Origin of the sequence: Paracholeplasma vituli (assembly GCF_025446935.1) — a bacterium.
In the GTDB taxonomy this organism is placed as follows: domain Bacteria; phylum Bacillota_I; class Bacilli_A; order Acholeplasmatales; family UBA5453; genus Paracholeplasma; species Paracholeplasma vituli.
In genome coordinates this window covers 13,049-35,482 of sequence record NZ_JAOEGN010000008.1, presented here as the reverse complement: position 1 = coordinate 35,482, position 22,434 = coordinate 13,049, and the positions used below count along the sequence as shown (strand labels likewise).

At 37.3% G+C, this 22,434-nt stretch carries 22 protein-coding genes; 19 read left to right on the top strand and 3 right to left on the bottom strand.

Annotation, left to right across the window (positions count from 1 at the left end; genetic code table 11):
• The 3 genes from rpmA (at position 1) to N7603_RS05220 (ending at position 2,424) form a co-directional block, all read left to right on the top strand.
• Positions 1-279, top strand: coding sequence for a 50S ribosomal protein L27 (rpmA, locus tag N7603_RS05230; RefSeq protein ID WP_262096313.1), 279 nt, complete (start codon positions 1-3; stop codon positions 277-279).
• Between the two features lie 37 nt (positions 280-316).
• Entirely contained in the window at positions 317-1,585 is a 1,269-nt protein-coding gene (gene obgE / locus N7603_RS05225; RefSeq protein WP_262096312.1) for a GTPase ObgE, read from the top strand.
• Positions 1,586-1,659: 74 nt separating this feature from the next.
• On the top strand, positions 1,660-2,424 hold the full coding sequence (locus tag N7603_RS05220; protein WP_262096311.1) for an alpha/beta hydrolase: 765 nt from the start codon (positions 1,660-1,662) through the stop codon (positions 2,422-2,424).
• Between the two features lie 21 nt (positions 2,425-2,445).
• Here N7603_RS05220 and N7603_RS05215 read toward each other — a convergent pair whose 3' ends face one another.
• Complete coding sequence (locus N7603_RS05215) at positions 2,446-6,102, bottom strand: hypothetical protein (protein ID WP_262096309.1); 3,657 nt, start codon at positions 6,100-6,102, stop codon at positions 2,446-2,448.
• Between the two features lie 80 nt (positions 6,103-6,182).
• Here N7603_RS05215 and N7603_RS05210 point away from each other — a divergent pair, with 80 nt between their 5' ends.
• From N7603_RS05210 to queA, 4 genes are read left to right on the top strand one after another with little or no spacing between them, the layout of a single operon-like run.
• Positions 6,183-6,773 (top strand): class I SAM-dependent methyltransferase, encoded by a 591-nt coding sequence (locus tag N7603_RS05210; RefSeq protein ID WP_262096308.1) that lies wholly within the window; start codon positions 6,183-6,185, stop codon positions 6,771-6,773.
• A gap of 47 nt (positions 6,774-6,820) precedes the next feature.
• Positions 6,821-7,375 carry a Holliday junction branch migration protein RuvA gene (gene ruvA, locus N7603_RS05205; protein WP_262096307.1) on the top strand — a complete coding sequence of 185 codons (555 nt, stop codon included), beginning with the start codon at positions 6,821-6,823 and terminating at the stop codon, positions 7,373-7,375.
• 7 nt (positions 7,376-7,382) lie between these two features.
• A complete protein-coding gene (gene ruvB / locus N7603_RS05200) occupies positions 7,383-8,393 on the top strand; it encodes a Holliday junction branch migration DNA helicase RuvB (RefSeq protein WP_262096306.1) in 1,011 nt (336 codons plus the stop codon).
• Positions 8,393-9,409, top strand: a complete 1,017-nt coding sequence (queA, locus tag N7603_RS05195; protein ID WP_262096305.1) for a tRNA preQ1(34) S-adenosylmethionine ribosyltransferase-isomerase QueA — start codon at positions 8,393-8,395, stop codon at positions 9,407-9,409. The genes ruvB and queA overlap by 1 nt, the downstream gene beginning before the upstream one ends.
• A 39-nt stretch (positions 9,410-9,448) precedes the next feature.
• On the opposite strand, the gene N7603_RS05190 is transcribed toward queA, so the two are convergent.
• Positions 9,449-10,261: an undecaprenyl-diphosphate phosphatase gene (locus N7603_RS05190; RefSeq protein WP_262096304.1), complete on the bottom strand. Its 813-nt coding sequence runs from the start codon at positions 10,259-10,261 to the stop codon at positions 9,449-9,451.
• Positions 10,262-10,367: 106 nt separating this feature from the next.
• Here N7603_RS05190 and N7603_RS05185 point away from each other — a divergent pair, with 106 nt between their 5' ends.
• The 9 genes from N7603_RS05185 to uxaC all read left to right on the top strand — a co-directional run bounded on the left by N7603_RS05185 (position 10,368) and on the right by uxaC (position 18,978).
• Complete coding sequence (locus N7603_RS05185; protein WP_262096303.1) at positions 10,368-10,730, top strand: hypothetical protein; 363 nt, start codon at positions 10,368-10,370, stop codon at positions 10,728-10,730.
• 3 nt (positions 10,731-10,733) lie between these two features.
• A complete protein-coding gene (locus tag N7603_RS05180; protein WP_305071983.1) occupies positions 10,734-11,009 on the top strand; it encodes an HPr family phosphocarrier protein in 276 nt (91 codons plus the stop codon).
• On the top strand, positions 11,002-11,859 hold the full coding sequence (locus N7603_RS05175; protein WP_262096302.1) for a DUF368 domain-containing protein: 858 nt from the start codon (positions 11,002-11,004) through the stop codon (positions 11,857-11,859). Before N7603_RS05180 ends, N7603_RS05175 begins: the two co-directional genes overlap by 8 nt.
• A complete protein-coding gene (gene trmB, locus N7603_RS05170) occupies positions 11,849-12,445 on the top strand; it encodes a tRNA (guanosine(46)-N7)-methyltransferase TrmB (RefSeq protein WP_262096301.1) in 597 nt (198 codons plus the stop codon). The genes N7603_RS05175 and trmB overlap by 11 nt, the downstream gene beginning before the upstream one ends.
• On the top strand, positions 12,442-13,506 hold the full coding sequence (locus tag N7603_RS05165; protein WP_262096300.1) for a M42 family metallopeptidase: 1,065 nt from the start codon (positions 12,442-12,444) through the stop codon (positions 13,504-13,506). Before trmB ends, N7603_RS05165 begins: the two co-directional genes overlap by 4 nt.
• 23 nt (positions 13,507-13,529) lie before the next feature.
• On the top strand, positions 13,530-14,375 hold the full coding sequence (locus tag N7603_RS05160) for an aldo/keto reductase (RefSeq protein ID WP_262096299.1): 846 nt from the start codon (positions 13,530-13,532) through the stop codon (positions 14,373-14,375).
• A gap of 277 nt (positions 14,376-14,652) precedes the next feature.
• A complete protein-coding gene (locus N7603_RS05155; RefSeq protein ID WP_262096298.1) occupies positions 14,653-16,086 on the top strand; it encodes a tagaturonate reductase in 1,434 nt (477 codons plus the stop codon).
• A 3-nt stretch (positions 16,087-16,089) separates the two neighbouring features.
• Positions 16,090-17,574 carry a UxaA family hydrolase gene (locus N7603_RS05150; protein WP_262096297.1) on the top strand — a complete coding sequence of 495 codons (1,485 nt, stop codon included), beginning with the start codon at positions 16,090-16,092 and terminating at the stop codon, positions 17,572-17,574.
• Between the two features lie 12 nt (positions 17,575-17,586).
• A complete protein-coding gene (uxaC, locus tag N7603_RS05145) occupies positions 17,587-18,978 on the top strand; it encodes a glucuronate isomerase (protein ID WP_262096296.1) in 1,392 nt (463 codons plus the stop codon).
• Between the two features lie 29 nt (positions 18,979-19,007).
• Here the strand turns inward: uxaC and N7603_RS05140 are convergent, their stop codons facing one another.
• Positions 19,008-19,901, bottom strand: a complete 894-nt coding sequence (locus N7603_RS05140; protein ID WP_262096295.1) for a pectinesterase family protein — start codon at positions 19,899-19,901, stop codon at positions 19,008-19,010.
• A gap of 43 nt (positions 19,902-19,944) precedes the next feature.
• Between N7603_RS05140 and N7603_RS05135 the strand changes: the two genes are divergently transcribed.
• The 3 genes from N7603_RS05135 to N7603_RS05125 are packed head-to-tail and all read left to right on the top strand — an operon-like array spanning position 19,945 to position 22,419.
• Complete coding sequence (locus tag N7603_RS05135) at positions 19,945-20,517, top strand: hypothetical protein (protein WP_262096294.1); 573 nt, start codon at positions 19,945-19,947, stop codon at positions 20,515-20,517.
• Positions 20,507-21,544, top strand: a complete 1,038-nt coding sequence (locus N7603_RS05130) for an ABC transporter permease (protein WP_262096293.1) — start codon at positions 20,507-20,509, stop codon at positions 21,542-21,544. The genes N7603_RS05135 and N7603_RS05130 overlap by 11 nt, the downstream gene beginning before the upstream one ends.
• Positions 21,545-21,555: 11 nt before the next feature.
• The gene (locus N7603_RS05125; RefSeq protein ID WP_262096292.1) at positions 21,556-22,419 is read left to right on the top strand and encodes a carbohydrate ABC transporter permease; all 864 of its coding nucleotides are present in this window, start codon (positions 21,556-21,558) and stop codon (positions 22,417-22,419) included.
• The last annotated feature ends 15 nt before the right edge of the window (positions 22,420-22,434 follow it).

Here is a 22,434-nt window from a genome sequence, read left to right as displayed (position 1 = left end):
ATGTTACAATTAAACATTCAGTTATTCGCATCGAAAAAAGGCACGGGCTCTTCTCGTAACGGACGCGATTCAGCAGCTCAACGTCTAGGCGCTAAACTATCAGATGGGCAATTCTGCACTGCTGGTTCAATTATCTACCGTCAACGCGGAACAAAAGTACATCCTGGTAACAACGTTGGTCGTGGTGGTGACGATACTTTATTTGCTAAAGTAACCGGCATTGTCAAATACGAACGTCTTGGCAGAGATAAAAAACAAGTTTCAGTCTACGAAGGATAAGCCCGCTTATCCTTTTTTTTCAATTTAGGAGGTTCACATGTTTAAAGATGAAGTATTTATCAAAGTAAAAGGTGGCAGAGGCGGCGATGGTATCGTAGCTTTTCGCCGTGAAAAATATGTTGAGTATGGAGGCCCGGCTGGTGGGTCTGGCGGTGCTGGTGGGGATGTCTATTTTGTCGCTGATGAAGGTATATCAACGTTATTAGATTTATCATTTAATAAGCACCTGACTGCTAAAGACGGGACATCGGGTTTAAATAAATCCCAAAACGGACGTAATGCCGAACATACCTATTTTAGAGTGCCGGTCGGAACGATGGTATTCGACCAAGATACCAATGTGTTGATTGGTGATTTGACCATGCACGGTCAAACTCTATTGCTTGCTAAAGGTGGCCGTGGTGGACGCGGTAATGAAGCGTTCGCAACCCATCGTAACCCGGCTCCAGAAATTTGTGAAAAAGGGGATCTTGGTGAAGCCAAAAACCTTCGTGTAGAGTTAAAAGTACTCGCCGATGTTGGTTTGGTTGGTTATCCTTCCGTTGGTAAATCCACACTGATTTCTTCCGTTTCTCGTGCTAAACCGAAGATTGCTGAATACCACTTTACAACATTAGAACCGCATTTAGGCTTAGTCTATGTAGGAGAAAATCAAAGTTTTGTTATGGCCGATCTACCAGGTTTAATTGAAGGCGCGTCGTTAGGTGCTGGGTTAGGTATTCAATTCTTAAAACACATCGAACGTTGCCGTGTCATTATTCACGTTGTTGAAATGGATGGTCTTGAAGAAAAAAATCCATATGAAGATTTCTTAAAAATCAACAAGGAACTCGAATCCTATAATTATGATTTACTCAAACGTCCAATGATCATTGCGGCGTCCAAAATGGACTTACCGAATGCATGGGCTAATCTAGAAAAGTTTAAAGAACAAATCGGTGATTCCTATGAAGTCTATCCAATCTCATCTGTGACTAAACAAGGTTTAAAAGAACTTATTTATCGTACGATGGAATTGGTAGAAACAACCCCTAAATTTGAAATTGGTGAAGTTCATAAAAACTACATCAAAAACAAAGAAGAAGCGTTCTTTACCATTGAAAAGGCCAGTGATGGTGTATATGTGGTTAAAGGTGAAGGGTTATATCGCTTATTCATGAGAACTGATTTTACCAAAGAAGAAAACGTTAAGCGTTTTGCGAGACAACTACGAAGTTACGGGGTTGACGAAGCATTACGAAAAGCAGGAGTCAAATCCGGAGATAACGTTAGAGTCTTTGAATACGAATTTGAATTTACTGATTAAACATTAATTTTACACACTTTCTATAGTTGAAAGTGTGTTTTTGTTTTATAATAAGTATATAGGAGACATCGAACATGAAACTACATATTGTAACAAATATCATACCCAATGAAAAAAAACGCATTTTTATTGTTCATGGGATTGCAGAACACTCGGGTCGCTATGACCATGTTGCGAAATTTTTAAACGAAAAAGGTTATTCCGTTGTTCGATTTGACCTTAGAGGACATGGAAGATCAGAAGGAAAGCGCGGTTATATCCGTTCATATGAAGATTTTCTAGAAGATGTCAACCAAGTCTTCCAAACGCATAAAGGCGAGCACAACATCCTACTTGGTCATTCTATGGGGGCTCTTATTACACATTTAGTGATGTCACGTGAAAATGAATTTGAAGGTTCAATTACCAGTGCAGGACCGACTTGGTTTATTAATGATGTTAAACTCGTCCGTCGAATTGGATTTAAATACTATGGATTTATTAAGGTTAAGAATAATTTAGCTCGAAATATGTTATCACATATTGAAAAAGTCGAAGATGACTATATGAGAGACCCATTGGTTTTAAAGTCTTACTATGTTAACCTAGCAGGTGAAATGTTCATTAAAGGGGTCAAAGACTTAAATAAACACCTTATGTACCATAACAAACCGATATTGATGTTACATGGTGCGCTTGATAAGATTGTACCAGTCGAATTCAGTCAACGTTTATTTGATTTATTAGGTAAAAACGATAAAAGTTTGAAAGTTTATCCGAATGACTGGCATGAGATTTTAAACGAAATTGATCGAGAAGATGTAATGAATGATATTTACAACTGGTTAGAACAACATTAAAAAAACCCATGATGGGTTTTTTTACTGCTTCATTTGATTGTTTCGATGTAACCAAGTGCGTTTAGCCAAGGTTTTACGTTGACGAATCGTTTTCGATGTTTCAAATCGTATTGGGTATTGTGCAAGACGTTCTCTTAATGACAACCTGTTCATCTTTTTGGTATATAGTACCTCAGCCCGCTTCGCCTGACGTTTCATTTGAAGTTTAAGCATTTCAATCTCAAGTTGAAATTGAACAATCTTACGATTAGATTTTGAACGACTTTGGTTTAAATTATCGGATATACGCGTTCTTGCAGCTTTATCCTTTTCACCGTAAAAAGCGATCTTTTCATCAAAGACTAAGGTAGCTTGTTTGATTTCACTATCGATGGATGAAATCTTTCTAGACAAATCTTTATATGCAATGGCATTTTCACTGTCAATGGCAGCGTTAGCTGTCTTGTATTTAATTTCAAGATCAGCAATTACATTCTCAGTGTTAAGTTTCGTTGCTTGTAATAAGGAATCACGTCTTTCAATCGCATTATTAAGCGATTGTTGTCCTAATGCAACCTGATCTTGATGTTGTTCATCAAAGTGTTTCATGGCTTGGTCAATGGATCGTATTTGAGCCTCGAGTTGACGTTTTTGGACACGTGTAAAGGCGATACGGTACTTTTCTAACTCATTGATTTTTTCTTCCATTTTTTGGGTTCGCTTATTCAATGTATGATCGATGTTGTGTTTGGTTAAACTAAACGCATTCTCATATTCCCTCATAATACGATGTTGTTCATTACGGATTTGGATGAATTGTTGATCACAAAGTTCGATACCTTGTTTGTGAAACTCTAAGAATTTCGTACGGGTTTTAATCGCTTTCTTAGTTAAATAAATATAGTTACTTGAGAATGATTTTTCTAGAATAACATCACGATCGAGTTCAGTCAGAAGTGCCTTTGTTTCTGATAAAAGAGACTCATTATTAGCGTGAATGAGTTTAGTCAGTGCCTCAATAGCGTCGATGGAGTCGTAGTATACACGACCTTCTTCATATTGAGAACGGTCGAGATTCTTTTCTCGCAAAGCACGATTCTTTTCAATTTTTACCAACATAAGCTCAAGCGGTTTATGATTCTTGTCTAAACTAAGCATTTCTTTGTTGGTTTGACGAATTTGACCTTTAATGTGTTTGATGAGATCGTTATTCTTATTAATTTCTTTATTCAGTTGTGAAATTTGATTCTTTAAATTTCGTGCCGTTTTACGTTGTTGTTTATTCAATAAACGCGTCGTTAACTTAGATATTTGCTCGTTGATTAAGTCTTTAGTCGCTTCGATATTTGCGTTTTCATTTTGAAGATGAGCAATTTGTTGAAACAAATCAGCCCCTTTAGATCGTAAGGATTTAAGTTGCTCATCGAGCATCGAAATCTGTTCGACATACAGTTTGTGCTCAGACTCATAATCGCTTATGATAGACTCTTTTAAGTTCATGTATTTAAAAGCGGTTAATTCATTGATTTTTTCTTGGTAGTAGGCGGTGGTTTCCGATTCTAGTTTCTTAATAATATCCGATTTTAATGCAGTTTGTTCTTGAAGGATTTCATGAATATATGAAAGTGAAGCACGCCATTGTTGAATAGAAGAGGTTTGGTAGATATCTCTTAACAATAATAAGATGTTTTCAAATTCATTTTGTATGACTAAGATCATTTGAAAATAGATGTCAAATAAGCGTTTTTGACGCTGGGTTTCATTCATGGATGTATCTAGGATTCGTTTGGCTTTTCTGATACCAATTTCCTTCGTATAACGGCTTTTTTCAAGTTCAACATGGGAATCGTATTCAATGAGTGCTTTAGATTCTTGTACCTCAACGATTTGTCCTAGAAGCTTTTGGGAAAATGAAATCATCTTTTGATCAAACATGCGAATTTCTTTCGCTTTGTCTTGATCAAACAAGTAGAACTTTTCCCGTTTTTGATAGTGTAATTCGTGCGATTTCTTTTGTTCCTCTAAGATGATTTTTTTACCAGAAAGTTCATTTTTGGCATATTCCATGTCTAAATAAGCGACCACGTTGGTGCGCTTGATATCAAACTCGTGTTTTTGTATGATTTTATTCTTTTCATGTTTGATGGTATTCTCATCAATTGTTGATAGGTAAGTTAATTTCCGTTCTTTAAGGCTGAACAGTTGACGGTAATGGTTATTTTCTAATGTCCGATAATTGGTTTCTGCGTCATGAATTTCACGAGCCAGAAGTACCATCGCTTCGTAAGGATATATTTCAAGACCCTGTTTTTCACGAAGTATTTGGTTTTCAATGAATAAGCGTTTTTCTAAGAGTTTGTTTTGGTTCGATAGTATGAGCCACTCTTTATCAAAAGCATATTTATGTTGCTTGAGAGCTTGGTCCTTGTGACGTTCAGAAAATAGACGCTTGAGTCGATAGATTTCCTGATTACGAATGTATTCAAACTCATGGGTAAGTAGTTCTTGTTGATAACGTTTCTTTCGTTCGAGGTTTTGTTTTGCTGTGTCACGCATCGCGATTTTGGCTTGATGTTCGAGATTGTTATAATCTTTAATGTAATTCTTGTTAATATTCGCCATTTTTTCACGATAATCTGGGTCTTCAACCGATAAATCTAACCGTCTTTGTTTAGTATGTTTTTCAAGTTCGATAATTTGTTGATTCAGTAATTCCTTTTGATGTGCAAGACGAGAATTGGAGACAGTGATGTCGCGAGAGTAGTTCCTAACGATTTGATCTTTATTGCTTTCATAATTAATTTTAAGCTGATCAAAACGCTTGTCATATTTAATTAATTCTAATTCGAATTCATCTCTTGTAGATCGTTCTTGTTCTTGAAAAGTGACTTTTAAACCATCCATGAGTTCTTGAATCTGATCAATTTCCTTTTGGATACTCGCTTCTTGTTGGCCCATAATGGACTGGTATTTTTTTTGAATGTCCCGAATTTTTTGATTGAACTTAATAGTCACACGATTGAATATGGTTTTGATTTTAAGAATGGATTCCTCGTAATCAGTTTGTTCTATTGATCGCTTCGATTGAATACGTTGATTTTCAGAACTTAAACGTGCCAAACGGGCTTGGTCAGCTGCTTTATTGTCCTTTAATTCGTTTTCATACACACTATCGATATCTTTTAATTTTTGGATTTTGGCTACTTCGATTTCATCAATCGATTTTTGGTAAGCTGTTTTAGCTTGATCATATTCAAAATCGATGGCTTGGTGTTGTTGTTTCATATCTAAAAGCGCACGGTAGATATGGACATTGGTCTGTTGGGTTTGACGTTGAAAGTTTATATGAATTTCAGTCAATTTTTTGTTAGCTTGGATGTTTTCATCCACTATGGTTTGTTTGAAGTGTTTTAAGGATTGTGCGTAGTTTTCGTCGAGTTCATGGAGTGATTCTTGGTGTTTACGGTTGATATCAGAGAGCTGGTTGGAATAATCTTTGGTATAGCGAATGAGGGAGTTCTCGTATTGACGATTCAGTTCTTGAATTTGGTCATGTAAACTTTCAAGAGAAACGCGTGTAGATTTTAATTGGTGAGCGGTTTCGTTGGTAATTGCGTAAGCCGTTAAGACACGACGAAAAAGCGTATCGAAACGTTCTTTTTGTTTAGATTCGTAATTTTTAGCGTTTATTTGAATCAAATAAACCACCTCTGATTCTTGTTTATTATACCATAATAAAGCAGTGATTTGATATAATCAATCTATGAAGGTAATAAATAATGATTAAAAAAACAACACCCTTACAATTTTATCTCGATCCTGAAACTCAAATATTGCATAAAGATTTAAAACACTGGGTTTCGGACGATGAAGCGAAGAAACGCTATGATACACACAATAATGATGCTGATGACTTCAAATATATTGAATATCATAAACGTATTTTTGATGAGTTCATCGGTATATATATGCATGAAGGAACCATTCTCGATTATGGTTGTGGTGAAGGACTTATTCAAAAGCACTTTATTCCAGGCCTTTTTGGATTTGATTTATACTATCATAATGATCAAAAGCTTTTAACTCAAACCTACGACACAATTATATGCATTGAAGTGGTGGAACACTTTAAAGATCCAATCCCGGAGTTTAAACGTCTAACTGAATTACTTAAACCGGGGGGAAGACTCCTTATCCAAACACAATTTTATCCTGAATTAGATAAAGTGCCATCGTGGTGGTATGTTCGTGATATTACCCACGTATGTTTTTATCAATTTGTGTCATTTGAATACCTATCTAAATTATTAGGGCTTACGATCATTTATAGTGATTATAAATCACGGATTGTACTAGAAAAACGCCAGTAAACTGAGATTTTATGTTATAATATGAATATTATTGAGGTGATTTTTTTATGTATGCATATATAGTTGGAACCATCACAGAAATTGAACCTACCAACGTGGTTGTGGATAATCAAGGTGTAGGGTATTTAATTATTGCTCCAAACCCATATATTTATACTTTAGGTGAATCGGTTAAAATGTATGTTCACCATCATGTTCGTGAAGATCAAGATACATTGTACGGATTCGATACCAAAGAAGCGAGACGCCTTTTTCAAGACCTTATTAGTGTCTCTGGAATCGGGCCTAAAAGTGCACTCTCGATTTTAGCTTCTGGTAAACCTGAGCAAATCGAATATGCTATTGAAAATCAAGACGTTAAATTCTTAACGAAGTTTCCAGGCATTGGCCCTAAGAGCGCTCAACAAATCATTTTAGATTTGAAGGGTAAACTCGATAAGAAAGCCTTAGAAATTAATGTGAACCAAAAAGATGAGGTTCAAGAAGCGCTCATAGCTTTAGGGTATTCGCCCTCTGAACTCAGAAAAGTGCTATCTAAGTTAGACCCCGCACTTTCAATCGAAAAACGTATTAAACAGGCATTACAAATGATGATAAAGTAGGTATTCTATGACAACAGATGAACGACTCATCTCTTCATTAGCAATGAAAGAGGATGAAGACCAAACGTTACGCCCCCAAAAACTGAATGAGTATATAGGACAAAAAGATATCAAAGATATGTTGGATGTCTATATCAAAGCGGCGCTTAAGCGTGATGAGTCTTTGGACCATATTTTGTTTTATGGACCTCCTGGTTTAGGAAAAACAACACTCGCGCAAATTGTTGCGAATGAGATGGGTGTCAATATGAAAGTAACCTCAGGACCTGCGATTGAACGTAGTGGTGACCTCGCTGCGATTTTAACCTCACTTGAACCAGGGGATGTTCTATTTATTGATGAAATCCACAGACTTCCGAGAGTGGTCGAAGAAGTATTGTACGCTGCCATGGAAGATTTCGTGATTGATATCGTGATTGGAAAAGACCAACAATCCCGTTCTATTCGCATTGATTTACCACCATTTACACTCGTAGGTGCAACCACCCGATTTGGAGATTTATCTGCACCATTACGCGATCGTTTTGGTGTCGTAATGCGCTTATCCTTTTATACACAAGATGAACTTGCACTCATTGTTAAACGCACATCATCTGTATATAAAACCGAAATTAAACCAGATGCTGTGATGGAATTAGCGAAACGCTCACGCGGAACACCCCGTATTGCGAACCGATTATTCAGACGTGTTCGTGACTTTGCTGAGATTATTGGGGATGGTATCATTACACTCGACATTACCCACCATGCTCTAGAAAAATTAGGCATTTCTGCGAATGGTCTTGACCATACCGATAAACGTTATCTCCAAGCTATAATTGAAAAATTTGCAGGCGGACCGGTTGGACTTGAATCGATTGCTGCAACAATCGGTGAAGAAATTACTACCGTTGAAGACGTGTACGAACCTTATTTACTACAAGAAGGTTTTATTAAGCGGACTGCCCGTGGCCGAATTGCTATGGAAAAGAGTTACCAAGCACTGGGTAAAAAATATTTAAAAGGACTATTTGAATAATGAGAACTGCAGACTTTGATTTTGAACTACCTGAACGTTTAATTGCACAACACCCACTGAAAAGTCGTGATGAATCACGCCTTTTTGTTGTTGATCGTCATTATGAGTCTTTCACTCATACACAGTTTAACCACATTATCAATGAACTTTCTGAAAACGATGTTTTGGTCTTAAATAACACGAAGGTTATGCCTGCTCGCTTAATTGGAACAAAAGTCGATACCAACGCAGTCATTGAGTTATTGTTATTAGAACAAACTGAATCCACATGGGATGCTTTAGTCAAACCAGGCCGACGTGTAAAAGTCGGGACTAAAATCAGTTTTGGTGAAGATAAACTCATCGCAACCTGTGTGAAAGAAAAAGAGGAAGGTATCAAATCCTTTGTCTTCAGTTATGAAGGGATTTTTTATGAAGTCTTGGATCAATTAGGTGAAATGCCGCTACCACCATATATTCATGAAAGATTAGAAGAAAAAGACCGCTATCAAACGGTTTATGCGAAAGAAATTGGGAGTGCTGCAGCACCAACTGCAGGATTACATTTCACAAAGCCTCTATTAGAAGCGATAAAGGCTAAAGGCGTTGAAATCATTGAAATCACACTTCATGTAGGTCTTGGCACATTTAGACCGACTTCTACAGAGGATGTTATGGATCATCATATGCATGAAAAAGTCTATCAAATTACAGAAACAGCTGCGAAAAGGCTCAATGAAGCGATGAAACAAAAGAAAAGAATTGTTGCGGTTGGGACAACAACTGTAAGAACGCTTGAAAGTAATTACACCAATCAATTCGTTCCAGGTATCTTTAGAACCAAAATTTTTATCTACCCAGGGTATCAATTTAAAACCATTGGTGCGCTAATCACCAATTTTCATTTACCAAAATCAACTTTGATTATGTTGGTATCTGCATTCGCGAACCGTGACCTTATTTTAAAAGCTTACAACGATGCAGTATTACAAAATTACCGTTTCTTTTCTTTCGGAGACGCGATGTTCATTAAATAAAACAATCCCCAAACTCAATCGAGCTTGGGGATTTCCATTTTAAATGAGTATAAAGGATAACACGGCTACTAGACCAACAGTCAAGCAATAAATTCCAAAATATAGTAAATGTTTGATTTGAAGACGTTTCATCACATAATAACCAGTAATATAAGTTACAAGCAGTGTCGTGATAAATGCCAATCCATAACCTATCAAGTCAATCGATTCAGTGACCTGTGTTAAATCGTAAATCGATAAAAGGGAAGCTGGAATTGATACAATGATGTAGCATAAGAAGGAGAATTTTAATAGTGATTTTAGGGATAACTTTTGTGTTAATCCGCCAATGATAGTTGACCCACTTCGAGATACCCCTGGAAAGATCGCAACCGCTTGAGTTAATCCAATTGTAAGTGCGTCTTTGTAAGTCACTTCATCATGGGTTTCCGTTTGATTACGACTTCGGTATATGAGTAATAAGAGGGTACCGGTTAACATGAGTGCTAGACCGACGAACCATAGGCTTTTAATAGAGCCTACCCAATCTTTCAAAATAAAACCTAAAATGCCAATAGGGATAACTGCAATCGCGAGTTTAAGGACATATTCAAAGTCCTTTTTGGCAGATTGGTCTTTCTTAAGAAGAAACATGAACGTTTGTTTGATCAAATGCCAAATATCTTTGTAAAATAGCACAACCATCGCGATAAGTGAAGCCATGTTGGTGAACATCTCAAACGCTAGACCGGGTTGTTTTAAGTCGAATAGATATTGAAACAATACTAAATGACCTGAAGAACTGATGGGCAAAATCTCAGTAATACCTTGAACGATACCTAAAATAATAAATTTAATCCAATCTATAAACATGTGGAATACCTCGTAAAATTGTCTATAATAAATATACCATACATTTGGCATAATTACTTGTAAAAAAAAGGTCAACAACGTATAATCTTAGTGAAGGGGTGTTCACATGCTAGCTCTTTATCAGCTCGATACCTTTACCATCATCGGTGTGATTGCACTGGCGTCATTGGTAGTGCTTATCAGCCTTAATGCTTATCTCAGAAAAAGGAAACCAAAACCTTTTGATCGTACAGCAATTGATTCAGAATTCATTCAAAAATTAAAGAATGCACTTGGATTTGACAATATTCATACGATTACAGTCGAACATGAACGCGTCAAGTTTGAAGTAGGAAACGTTAAAATGGTCGATTTTGAAGCATTAAAAACCTTATCCAACACTGGAGTTTTTGTCAAAGGAAAAGTCATCACAATGGCCTTTGATTACGAACCCAAACTCATTAAAAAGAACTTAGAAAGAGGCGTATAAATAATGGAAAAATCATTTAAAGTTATTGCAGAAAATGGTATTCACGCTAGACCAGCAACCAATTTAGTTACATTAGCTAACCGCTATAAATCCGATATATGGCTCATGGCCAACCAAAAAACCGTTGATATGAAATCGATTATGGGTGTCATGTCATTAGGGATTTACCGCCACGCTGAATTCATCGTTCGCACTCAAGGTGAAGATGAATCTGAAGCGATGGACGCCATTACAGAATTATTAATTAAAGACAATCTAGGGTTACCATTACATGAATAAGTTTAAAACCATTGTTGGCGGCTTTTTCATTGGGTTAGCCAACATCATACCAGGCGTCAGTGGCGGTACCATGGCCGTCATTTTTGGTGTTTATGACACCTTAATTAATGGGATTTTATCTATTTTTAAAACACCTTATAAAACATTTAAATCGCTATTACCGATACTGATTGGGTTGGGGATTGGTATTATTTTTGGTGTCTTTGTCATTGATTTTGGTTATCGTGAAGTACCATTGTTAACGACTTTAATATTCGTCGGATTAATTCTTGGTGGCATTAAAACCATTTATAATAAAATTCAAACCAAAGACTATAAACACATCATTACGTTTGTAATTGCCTTTATAATCATGATTTTATTACCACTTTTAAATTCAAATCTATCTGTTCACACAGGTTGGGTTTATTATGTCATGTTGGTTGTTGTCGGTTTTATCGCAGCAGGCACCATGATTGCGCCTGGAATTAGTGGTTCATTAGTATTATTGATACTGGGCTACTATAGCCATGTATTGGGTTTAGCAAAAAATGGCCTTGAAGCATTCTTCACAATGGATATGCCGAGATTATTTGAACTGATTCCACCAATCATTATGTTCGTACTTGGTTTAGCTATCGGCTTGGTCGTATTCTCCAAACTTATGCAAATCGTAATGATTAGATTTGAATCCTTATTTTACGCCGCGATTTTCGGATTGCTGGTCTCAAGTCCGATTTCCATATTAACCCTTTTAAATCAATCTACGCCACTCACATCATTCCATTGGATTGAAATTGTGTCTGGCATCATTTTATCCATAGGAGCTGCATACATGTCGTATGCGATCATTAAATACAGTGAGAACTAAAAAAGTAAAACAGGCTTATGAAGCCATCCACCAATCAGAACTGATTCTAACAGAACCTAAAATCATCACTTCAGATAAACCCATTGTATTAGAAGTTGGTAGTGGTAAAGGTAAATTTATTACTGAATTGGCTGTACGCTATCCAGAATTCCACTTTGTAGCATTCGAAAAAGACATCAACGTGTGCTATCGCATATTAGAGAAGCAAAATGACCTCAAATTACCTAATTTAACGATTGTACAAGACGATGCGAACGCATTATTGCAGTATTTCAACCCTAAATCAGTTCAAAAACTGTATTTAAACTTTAGTGATCCGTGGCCTAAAAAACGTCATCACAAACGTCGTTTGACTGCGAAAACTTTCTTAGATATGTATGAATCCATTCTAAGTGAAAGTGGCGAATTAGAGTTTAGATCAGACTTTGAACCGTTATATCAAGATTCACTCGAATACTTATCAGAATCTCATTTTGAAGTATATTGGGCATCTACTGCGTGTGAACCACGTGAAGCTGTCTCTGAGTATGAAGAAAAGAAACGAAAGGAAAGCCCAATCTTTGGGTTTAAGGCGATACTAAAATGATTAAAATTGATCCGATTTATGAAAAATTAATGAATGCATTTGGGATTTCCGCGTATGAACACAACGTTTTCCAAATCATGTTAACCGAAATGAAAAAATACCCAAATTATACAATTGAAGTCGATAATATGGGTTCTATATTTGCTTTCAAAAAATCAAAAGTTGCCAATGCAAAAACAGTCATGGTAGCAGGTCACATGGATGAAGTTGGTTTAATGATTTCAGACATATTACCAAACGGTGCCATCAAAATCATCCCAATTGGTGGGTTGGTTGCAGAAGTATTCATTTCTCAAAAATTATATGCTGAAACCAAAAATGGGTTAGTCCCAGGTATCATTGGTTCTGTTCCACCACACTTATCCAAAAACCAAGCTGCAGACTTTCCTGACTTGATTTTTGATATTGGTGCAAACAGTAAAGAAGAAGTGCTTAAATCCGGTATAAATATCGGCGATATGGTTTTACCAAAAAACGATTTTTCATTCAACTTTGATCAAACAAAAGTCATGTCTAAAGCGGTGGATAATCGCTGGGGTTGTGGCATGGCATTGGAAATCATTCGTGACTTCCATGAAGTTGAATTGCCATTTAATCTTATTGTCGGTGCGACTGTTCAAGAAGAAGTTGGACTTCGTGGTGCAGGGACAGCTGTGTTTAAGTTCAAACCTGATTTTTTTCTTGCATTGGATGCATCCCCATTAAATGATTTAGCAGATCCAAAAGCTTCCGGTAAAATGGGAGATGGTTTCCTCATTCGCTTATATGATCCTAGAAATATCATGGCCCCAAGACTCTTTAACTATTTTAAAGAAGTCGCAGCCAACAACAATGTAAGACATCAAGTTTATATCGCTAAAGGCGGTACAGACGCAGCGCGCGCACTGGATTCAAATGATGGCATTATAGCGACAACCATTGGCTTACCAGCACGCTATATCCATTCAACTGTAGCGATGTTTGATTTAAGAGACCACGAAGCAGCATGGTTGATGGTTAGAGCATTACTAAAAGATTTGACAAACGAAAAGATTGCAAAATTACAGAACCCCCTACTATAATATAGCCATAAGGAGGATTTGACATGTTATATAAAAAACTTTCGAATGGGATCAACATGCCGATGTTGGGATTAGGTACATTTAAAGTCACAGAAGGTGAAGCTTACGATACTGTTTTAGCTGCATTAAAGATGGGCTATCGACATATCGATACTGCACAAGTTTACGGTAATGAAGCTTCTGTAGGCAGAGCTATTAAAGATTCTGGAATCCCTCGTGAAGACATTTTTGTCACCACTAAACTATCCCCAGTTAACCTAGGGTATGAAGAAGCCATAAATGAGCTCCAGGTTTCATTGGAAAAAATGGGGTTAACCTATGTCGATTTATATTTAATACACTGGCCGAGCCCATCCAATACACTGAATCAACTTACTTGGCGTGGCATGGAAGTGTGTTACGAAAAGAGAATGGCTAGAGCGATTGGTGTTTCAAACTTTAAAATCCACCATATGGATGCGTTGTTAAAAACAGCTCGCATTCAACCCATGGCTAATCAAATTGAATTACACCCGGGATTATACCAATTACCGACACAACAGTATTTGAATGAAAAGAACATCGCGACGATTTCCTATGGTCCATTCATGAAAGGTGAAGTTTTCTTAGAAACTGGCCCTTATTACCCTGTACTCAAAGAGATTGCAGATATACATAACGCAACTGTAGCTCAGGTTATCATTGCTTGGGGGCTAAAACGCGGTATCCTTATGATTCCAAAATCAGTCACTGTATCGAGAATCCAAGAAAACCTTGGGGCACTCGACTTAGTACTATCAGATGACGAAGTTAAAGCAATTAACCAATTAAATCGTGGTAGACGCATCTACACCGACCCAGACAATAATTCTTTTGTAAAACAACACTAAATGCACCCAAACGGTGCATTTTTTTTGAAAAATACCAAGAATGAGTAAATACCGTTTATAAAATAGCTGCTTCTAAAGAAGGGCTTAAGTAAACGATCTCATTTGAGTGGGGGTTTTTAAAGCGTTTTATCAGTTTTATAGAAACGGTTACATTTTTTTATCTGTAACCCGTTGACAGGTTTTGTTTTACATGTTAAAATTAGGTGTAATTAAACGGTGTCTGTATATACGGACGGCAATTGAGGATGACTTTTAATCACCATCTCGGGGGGATTTTATGGATAGATTATCTAGGGTTTTAAGGTCTTTTCCGAAACGACCAATCAAAGTGGTTCAGTTCGGCGAGGGTAATTTTCTACGTGCTTTTGTAGACCCATTTATTCAAACGTTGAATGAGCAGAGTTTATTTGATGGCAATGTCGCAGTTATTCAGCCCATGCCACAAGGCAGAGTCAGAGATTTAGAAGCACAAGATGGCTTATATACACTCATACTTGAAGGTATAGATCAGGGCAAAACGGTTACTGAAACAAAAATAGTCGATGTTCTACAGGAGTTTATTGATCCTTATACACAATATAGACAGTATTTGGATCTGGCTGCCTCTCAAACGATTACAACCATTGTCTCGAATACGACAGAGGCTGGCATTGTTTATCAACCAGAAACCATTCATTTTAATCAATGCCCTGTATCATTTCCTGGGAAACTATTAGCATTTCTAAAAATGAGATTCGAAGTGTTTGCAGGCGCAAATGAAGCTGGCTTAGATATTCTCGCCTGTGAATTAATTGATGATAATGGGGATACTTTAAAACGTGTATTGGTAGAACTTGCAAGATACAATAACATGAGCGAAACATTCATTCACTGGATGACAACCATGAATCGTTTTTATAACACCCTTGTAGATCGCATAGTTCCTGGGTATCCGAAAAACGATGCAGGTCATTTAGAACAAACTTGGGGCTATTTAGACCATTCCATTGTGAAAGGCGAAATCTTCCATCTTTGGGTCATTGAAGGTGAAAAAGGATTGAATACACGTTTACCTTTTGATAAGGCTGGTTTGAATGTTTACTTTGTAGATAAACTCAAACCCTATAAAGAACGTAAGGTTAAGATTCTTAATGGTTCACATACCGCTATGGTCCCTGTAGCGTATCTTTGTGGAATTGACACAGTTAAAGACGCGATGAACGATACGCAAATTCATGAATTTGTTCAAAGATTGATTTGGCAAGAAGTAATTCCAACCATTGATTTACCAGAAGCTGATATGGATAAATTTGCTAAAGCAGTCCTTGAACGTTATCAAAATCCATTTGTAAGACATGAATTAATGAGTATTGCATTAAATAGCATGACGAAATATAAAACACGCATTTTACCAAGTGTACTGAATCAACTTGAAACGGGAAAATTCCCTAAACTACAATTATTCAGTCTCGCTGCTAATATCGTATTCTACCGTGGTAAACGTGATAACGAAGCGATCCGTTTACAAGATGACAAACAGTTTTTAGAATTATATCAAAACTTATGGTCGAGTGGTAATGTTGAATCTGTTGTAGATACAATCTTAGGGCTTCCTCATTGGGAAACCACCAGATTAACACAAGCCGATGTCATCACTTATGTAAAACAAAACGTAGAATCCATTCTCGCTGTCGGAATGCGTCAAGCATTACAAAACGCACTGGGGGCATAAACGTTGGATCAATCAAAATTTCTCATCATTAATCCCATAGACAACGTCATGATTGCGTTATTACCTTTAAATAAAGGGGATGTCATAGATGGGATTACACTTTTGGATGATGTATCCAAAGGTCATAAAATTGCAATCAAAGACATCCACTTAGGTGAGGATGTTATCAAATATGGTTATCCAATCGGACGTGCCACGTGTGATATTCGAAAAGGTGCACACGTTCATGTACACAACGTTTCTACTAAACTAAACGATGTCATCGATTATACTTATACACCACAGTTTGAAAAGTATGATGTTGAATCAAAGTCACGTAAGATTAGGATGTACCCACGTGAAAACGGTGAGTTCGGTATCCGTAATGAATTATGGATTGTTCCAACCGTCGGGTGTATCGTTGGTCAAGCGCGTCAATTAGCCGATCTATTCATTAGAGAAGTTAATCCAGATGTCGCATTTGATGGCATACAAGTCTTTGGCCATCAGTTCGGGTGTTCGCAAATGGGTGATGACCATGAAAATACCAAAGAAACACTTCAAAATATTGCTAAACATCCCAATGCTGGAGGCGTCCTAGTTTTAGGCTTGGGCTGTGAAAACAACCAAGTTAGTGCATTTAAAGCCTCACTTGGAGATTATGACAGCAATCGTATTCAATTTCTTGTGATGCAAGATGTTGCTGACGAGTTCGAAGCTGGATTAACTCATTTAAAGTCCTTATATGAACATATGAAGAAAGACGTTCGAGTCGAAACTGACTTATCGAACCTTCGAATTGGTTTAAAGTGTGGTGGTAGTGATGGCTTAAGCGGTATCACGGCGAACCCACTTCTTGGTAGACTTTCGGATTATATAACCCACCACGGTGGAACTAGCGTATTAACAGAAGTACCTGAAATGTTTGGTGCTGAGCAAATCTTAATGCGAAGGGCCAAAGACGAATCTGTATTTCAAAAAACAGTAGAGTTAATTAACAATTTTAAAGATTATTATAAGAAAAACAATCAAGTCATATACGATAACCCTTCACCAGGTAATAAAAATGGTGGGATTACAACCTTAGAGGATAAATCACTAGGCTGTACTCAAAAAGCTGGATTATCAAAAGTTTGTGATGTGTTAAAGCAAACAGATCGACTTAAAACAAAGGGGTTAAACCTCATCAGTGCTCCAGGAAACGATCTCGTTTCAGTGACAACCTTAGGTATGAGCGGTTGTCAGTTAGTCTTATTTTCAACTGGTCGTGGAACACCTTTTGGTGGATTCATTCCAACCATCAAAGTTTCAACAAACTCCGAGATTTACCACAAAAAACCAAATTGGATTGATTTCAACGCCGGACTGTTAACCGAAGGGGTTGACATGGATACCGTTTTAGAAGACTTTATCGATTTCATCGTTGATGTTGTGAATGGCAAACCTACACGTAATGAAATCAACCACTTTAGAGAAATCGGTATATTCAAAACTGGTGTCATTTTATAAGGAGGAATATGGATGCAAACATTTATGGATAAGGACTTCATGTTATCAAGTGAAGTTGCGAAAAAACTTTATCATGATTACGCAGCGAAGATGCCAATCATCGATTACCACTGCCATTTAAATCCAAAAGAGATATATGAAAACAAACCGTTTGATAATTTATCTAAGGTATGGCTTGGTGGTGACCACTATAAATGGCGCTTAATGAGAGCCAATGGGGTTGATGAAGCATTCATTACTGGAACAAAACCAGATTTTGAAAAGTTTATGAAGTATGCTGAAGTCATGCCATATTTGGTGGGCAATCCGTTATACCATTGGAGTCATCTTGAACTTAAGAGATTCTTCAATATCGATGCGCTATTATCGCCAAAAACAGCTTTAAGCATATACGATGAAGCCAATCGTCAACTTAAAGATTTAACACCGAAAAAATTCATTGAAATGAGTCGTGTTCAAGTAGTTTGTACTACAGACGACCCGATCGATGACTTAAAATATCGCCAACTCCTAGAAAAAGAACACAATGCCTTTAAAGTTAAACCCGCATTTAGACCAGATAAAGCAATCAATATCGAGTTATCGTGGTTCAATGATTGGGTGAATCAATTGAGTACTGTAGTCGGATTTTCTATCGATACAATCTCAGAAGTTCAAAAAGCTTTGGAACTTCGAATGGATTATTTTCATGCGAATGGGTGCCGTTTATCAGATCATGGGTTAGATTCCATTCATTTCCAAGATACGAATGAAGAAGAAATTGACTGGATCTTCAAACGTGCGAGAGCTAAAGTAACACTTAATAAAGATGAAGTTGAAAAATATAAAGGATTCATGTTGGTCTTTTTAGGCAAAGCTTATCACAAATTAGGTTGGGTTCAACAATACCATATTGGAGCCCTTCGAAACAATTCCAAACGTATGCTTCAAAAACTCGGACCAGATACTGGGTATGATGCGATTAACGATGAATTGATTGCAAAACCGTTATCTCGAATTCTAGATGCCTTAGATTATCAAGATCAATTGCCGAAGACTATCATCTATGCATTAAACCCACGTGATCATGATGTGGTTGTGACATTGATGCAATCCTTTCAAGATGGTAAAACACCGGGTAAAATTCAATGTGGCTCAGCATGGTGGTTTAATGATACAATTGATGGGATGAGTCGTCAAATTGACGCTTTAGCGAACAATGGTCTATTATCTAGATTTGTAGGGATGCTAACCGATTCACGTTCATTTCTAAGCTATCCAAGACATGAGTATTTCAGACGTTTACTCTGTGATAAGATTGGCCGTTGGGTAGAACAAGGGTTATTCCCATTAGATTATGATATTTTAGGGCGTATTGTCGAAGATATCTCTTACAACAACGCAAAGAAGTATTTCAATATGTAAAAAAAATCGCCAGAAGCGATATGAATCGATTAATGTCGATTCAAATCCAAACGCTTCTTAGCGATACAGTCTATAATTGCTTTCAACATGGTTTCGGGCAATGGTTTTGATAAATGATGCGGTACATAAGGCAGTTCGTAGTTTTCAAAGACTGGCTTATCCCAATCCAAATAACGTTCTTCAGCAATCGGTGCGGTAAAATCTACATCGATGAATGCGACCTTTCCTCCGCTACGCCAAGGTCTACTCAGAACAATGGTGTACTGTCCTAAGGATTCAAACCGACATTGATTAAATACCAGCCCGAACGATGATTTGGGATGTGTAGAGGGTGCACTGATGTATCCATTACCATTCGAAATGATCGTACAGTGATCGATAAACGCATCACTACTACCAAAAATGAAGTCAACATTTCCAATGATTGTGGAATCAAAGACGAATTGTCTCAATGGACGGTTTATGCGTTCCTCAACCGATAATATATGGTCGTACCGTGAAATTAAATCCGATGGCAAAGGCCCAAAGAAAAGTGTATCTTGGGTGGATTTAAGGACACAATTTTGAATCGTTGTATCATCTCCATAAGATGAAAGCGCTATCGCTTGTCCAATCTTAGGGCCTGTTCCACTTGTATTCTCGATCGTTAAATTCGATAGTGTAATGTGGTCTCCTAAAATTAAAACGGTCTGGGTTCGAAATGTATTCATCAATAACCCATCGGCATGGAATTTTAAAGCGTGATCGTCAAAAGAAATGACGGTATCGTGTGATGTTCCAGTTAATTTTAGGTAATCGTGCTTCAAAGTAAGTTTTTGGTTGTATAAACCAGGGCTAAGAGTTACATCAAGATGGGTATCGAGTGGATAACCATCCAAAACTGCTTGAATATTGTCTTTTGGGGAAAGTTTAAGTTTAATCATATGAACACCTCATGTAAATCCATTATATAAAGGAGGTCATACTTTGACAATAGCGAAATATCGTCTTATGGACTTGATGTTTCTGGGCATCATTGCTCTAGTGGTAGATTTAATTGGCTTTTTTGCCAGTCAATCAGACCTTATGTTCTTATATGTGACCTTGTCTACACCGATCCTTTTGATTATCTACTTTAGGTGGGGGCCTTACGGTTTGTTTGTGAATGGGGCAGTCGTCATTTTACATACAATCCTATATCGTAACTATGAAATTATGGAAATGATGGGTTATGCAGCGTCTATCTTTGCGATTGGTAGTGCTATGGTATGGTTCAAAATCACCACTAAAGGACAAATTCGAAATGAAGTCATCTTATTAACCTTATATTTCTTAACCGGGTATTTGGCTATGTTCTTTGTCCAAGTCATTGTTCAATTCGTGCTCTATGACAAAGTAGAATGGGTGGTATTGATTACACGACATGCATTTAATGTCTTAATCGGATGGGTCGTTCTCATGATTGCAAGACACCAAACAGATTTTATGGTTGACATGCGTAAATACTTATTGAAACAAATAAAAGAAAGAAACGAAGAGGAACACTTTTATGAGAGCTAATCAAGACGTAAAACACATGAGTTTAGATGAAGTGAATCGCGAACTCCTGTTAGAACAATTAGAAAGAAATAAATGGCATCGCTACTGGGTAGCCATCAAAAAAGACTGGCCACTCTATGTGATGTTGGTTCCAGTGCTCTTGTATTTCTTTATATTCAGATACATGCCAATCTATGGAATTCTCGCTGCTTTTAAGAACCAGAATGATTTAACACTTTCGGTTGGACAAGCACCATTCTCTGGGTTTTATGCATTTAGATCCTTAATTGCAGGGGATTATGCAAAGGAATTCTGGCAAGCTTTTCGAAATACGTTTGCGATTTCGATGTATGGGTTAATCTTTGGATTTCCTGTACCAATTATTCTGGCATTATTCTTTTCTGAAATCAAATCAGATTTCTACCGTAGCTTAACTCAAATCTTAACCTACTTACCTAAATTTATCAGTACGGTTGTCATTACCTCCATCATTACTTTAATGTTATTTGAAGGCAATGAACCGCATCAAGCACCAGGTGTCATTACCTCTTTATTACAAAATTTAGGGTTGATCGATGAATCTGTGGGGATAATGAGAAACCCTCAATACTTCCGGTCGATTTACATTATTTCTGGGATTTGGGAAGGCGCTGGTTATGGGTCAATCGTTTATTTCGCAGCCATTATGGCAATCAGTCCTACAAACTATGAGGCAGCTCGAATTGATGGTGCGAATAAACTCGCACAAATTCGTTATGTCACCCTTCCTGGGATGGCACCAACTCTAACCATTATGCTCATTCTGCGTATCGGCGAAATTCTATCAGTTGGTTATGAAAAAATCATTTTACTCTATAATGTCCAAACCTATGGAACAGCCGATGTTATTTCAACCTTCGTTACACGTATCGGTGGGTTGATGGGTGGACAGTCCATTTCGCTGAATACAGCCGCGGCAGCAGACTTATTTAACTCGATCATCGCGATGTTCTTAGTCCTCGGAGCGAATTTCATTTCCAAACGTGTATCTGACACGTCACTATTCTAAGGAGGCTACCCATGCGAAGATTAGATATAACAGAAGTCATTTTCAAAGTCGCTGCCTATGTGTTAGTTACCTTATTCGCGATTGCAGCTCTCTATCCATTCATTTATACGATATCGGCTTCAGTATCGGGTAAAATCGCATTCGAACAAGGCCGTGTTATCTTTTGGCCAGTAGACTTTCAACTCGACGCACTGATTGCAGTATTATCGGATAAAGGATTTTGGATAGCTTATACCAATACACTATTCTACACATTCTTTGGCACCATCTTTTCGATGGTCATGTCGATTGCAGCAGCCTATGCATTATCAAAGAGCCGTTTGGTCTTTAGAAGACAAATTAACTTCATTATCGTATTTACGATGTGGTTCTCAGCAGGGATGATCCCAACCTTCTTAAATTATAAGATGTTTGGTGTCGATAACCGTTGGGGGATCATCTATGGTTTCGGAGTTCAAGCCTTTAACGTCATTCTACTCAGAAACTATTTTAGTGGGGTCTCAAAGGAAATTGAAGAAGCAGCCATAGTCGATGGTGCAAATGAGTTCCAAGTCCTCACGAACGTATATTTACCAATGTCCAAAAGTGCCCTCGCAACCGTTACATTGTTCTATGCATTATCCCGTTGGAATGGGTATTTCTGGAACCTTGTATTGGTTAACTGGAATTTCGAACATCCGCTTCAAGTCCATTTAAGAAAGTATTTGAGTGAATACTTGATGGATGAAAACGCATCAATCACGAATACCCCGTATTCACCGTATTCGTATATGTATGCCATGATTGTCATGTCTATTATCCCAATCATCGTTGTCTATCCGTACTTGCAGAAGTATTTTGCAAAAGGGGTCAACGTTGGTGGGGTTAAGGAATAAGAAAGAGGAGGAAGA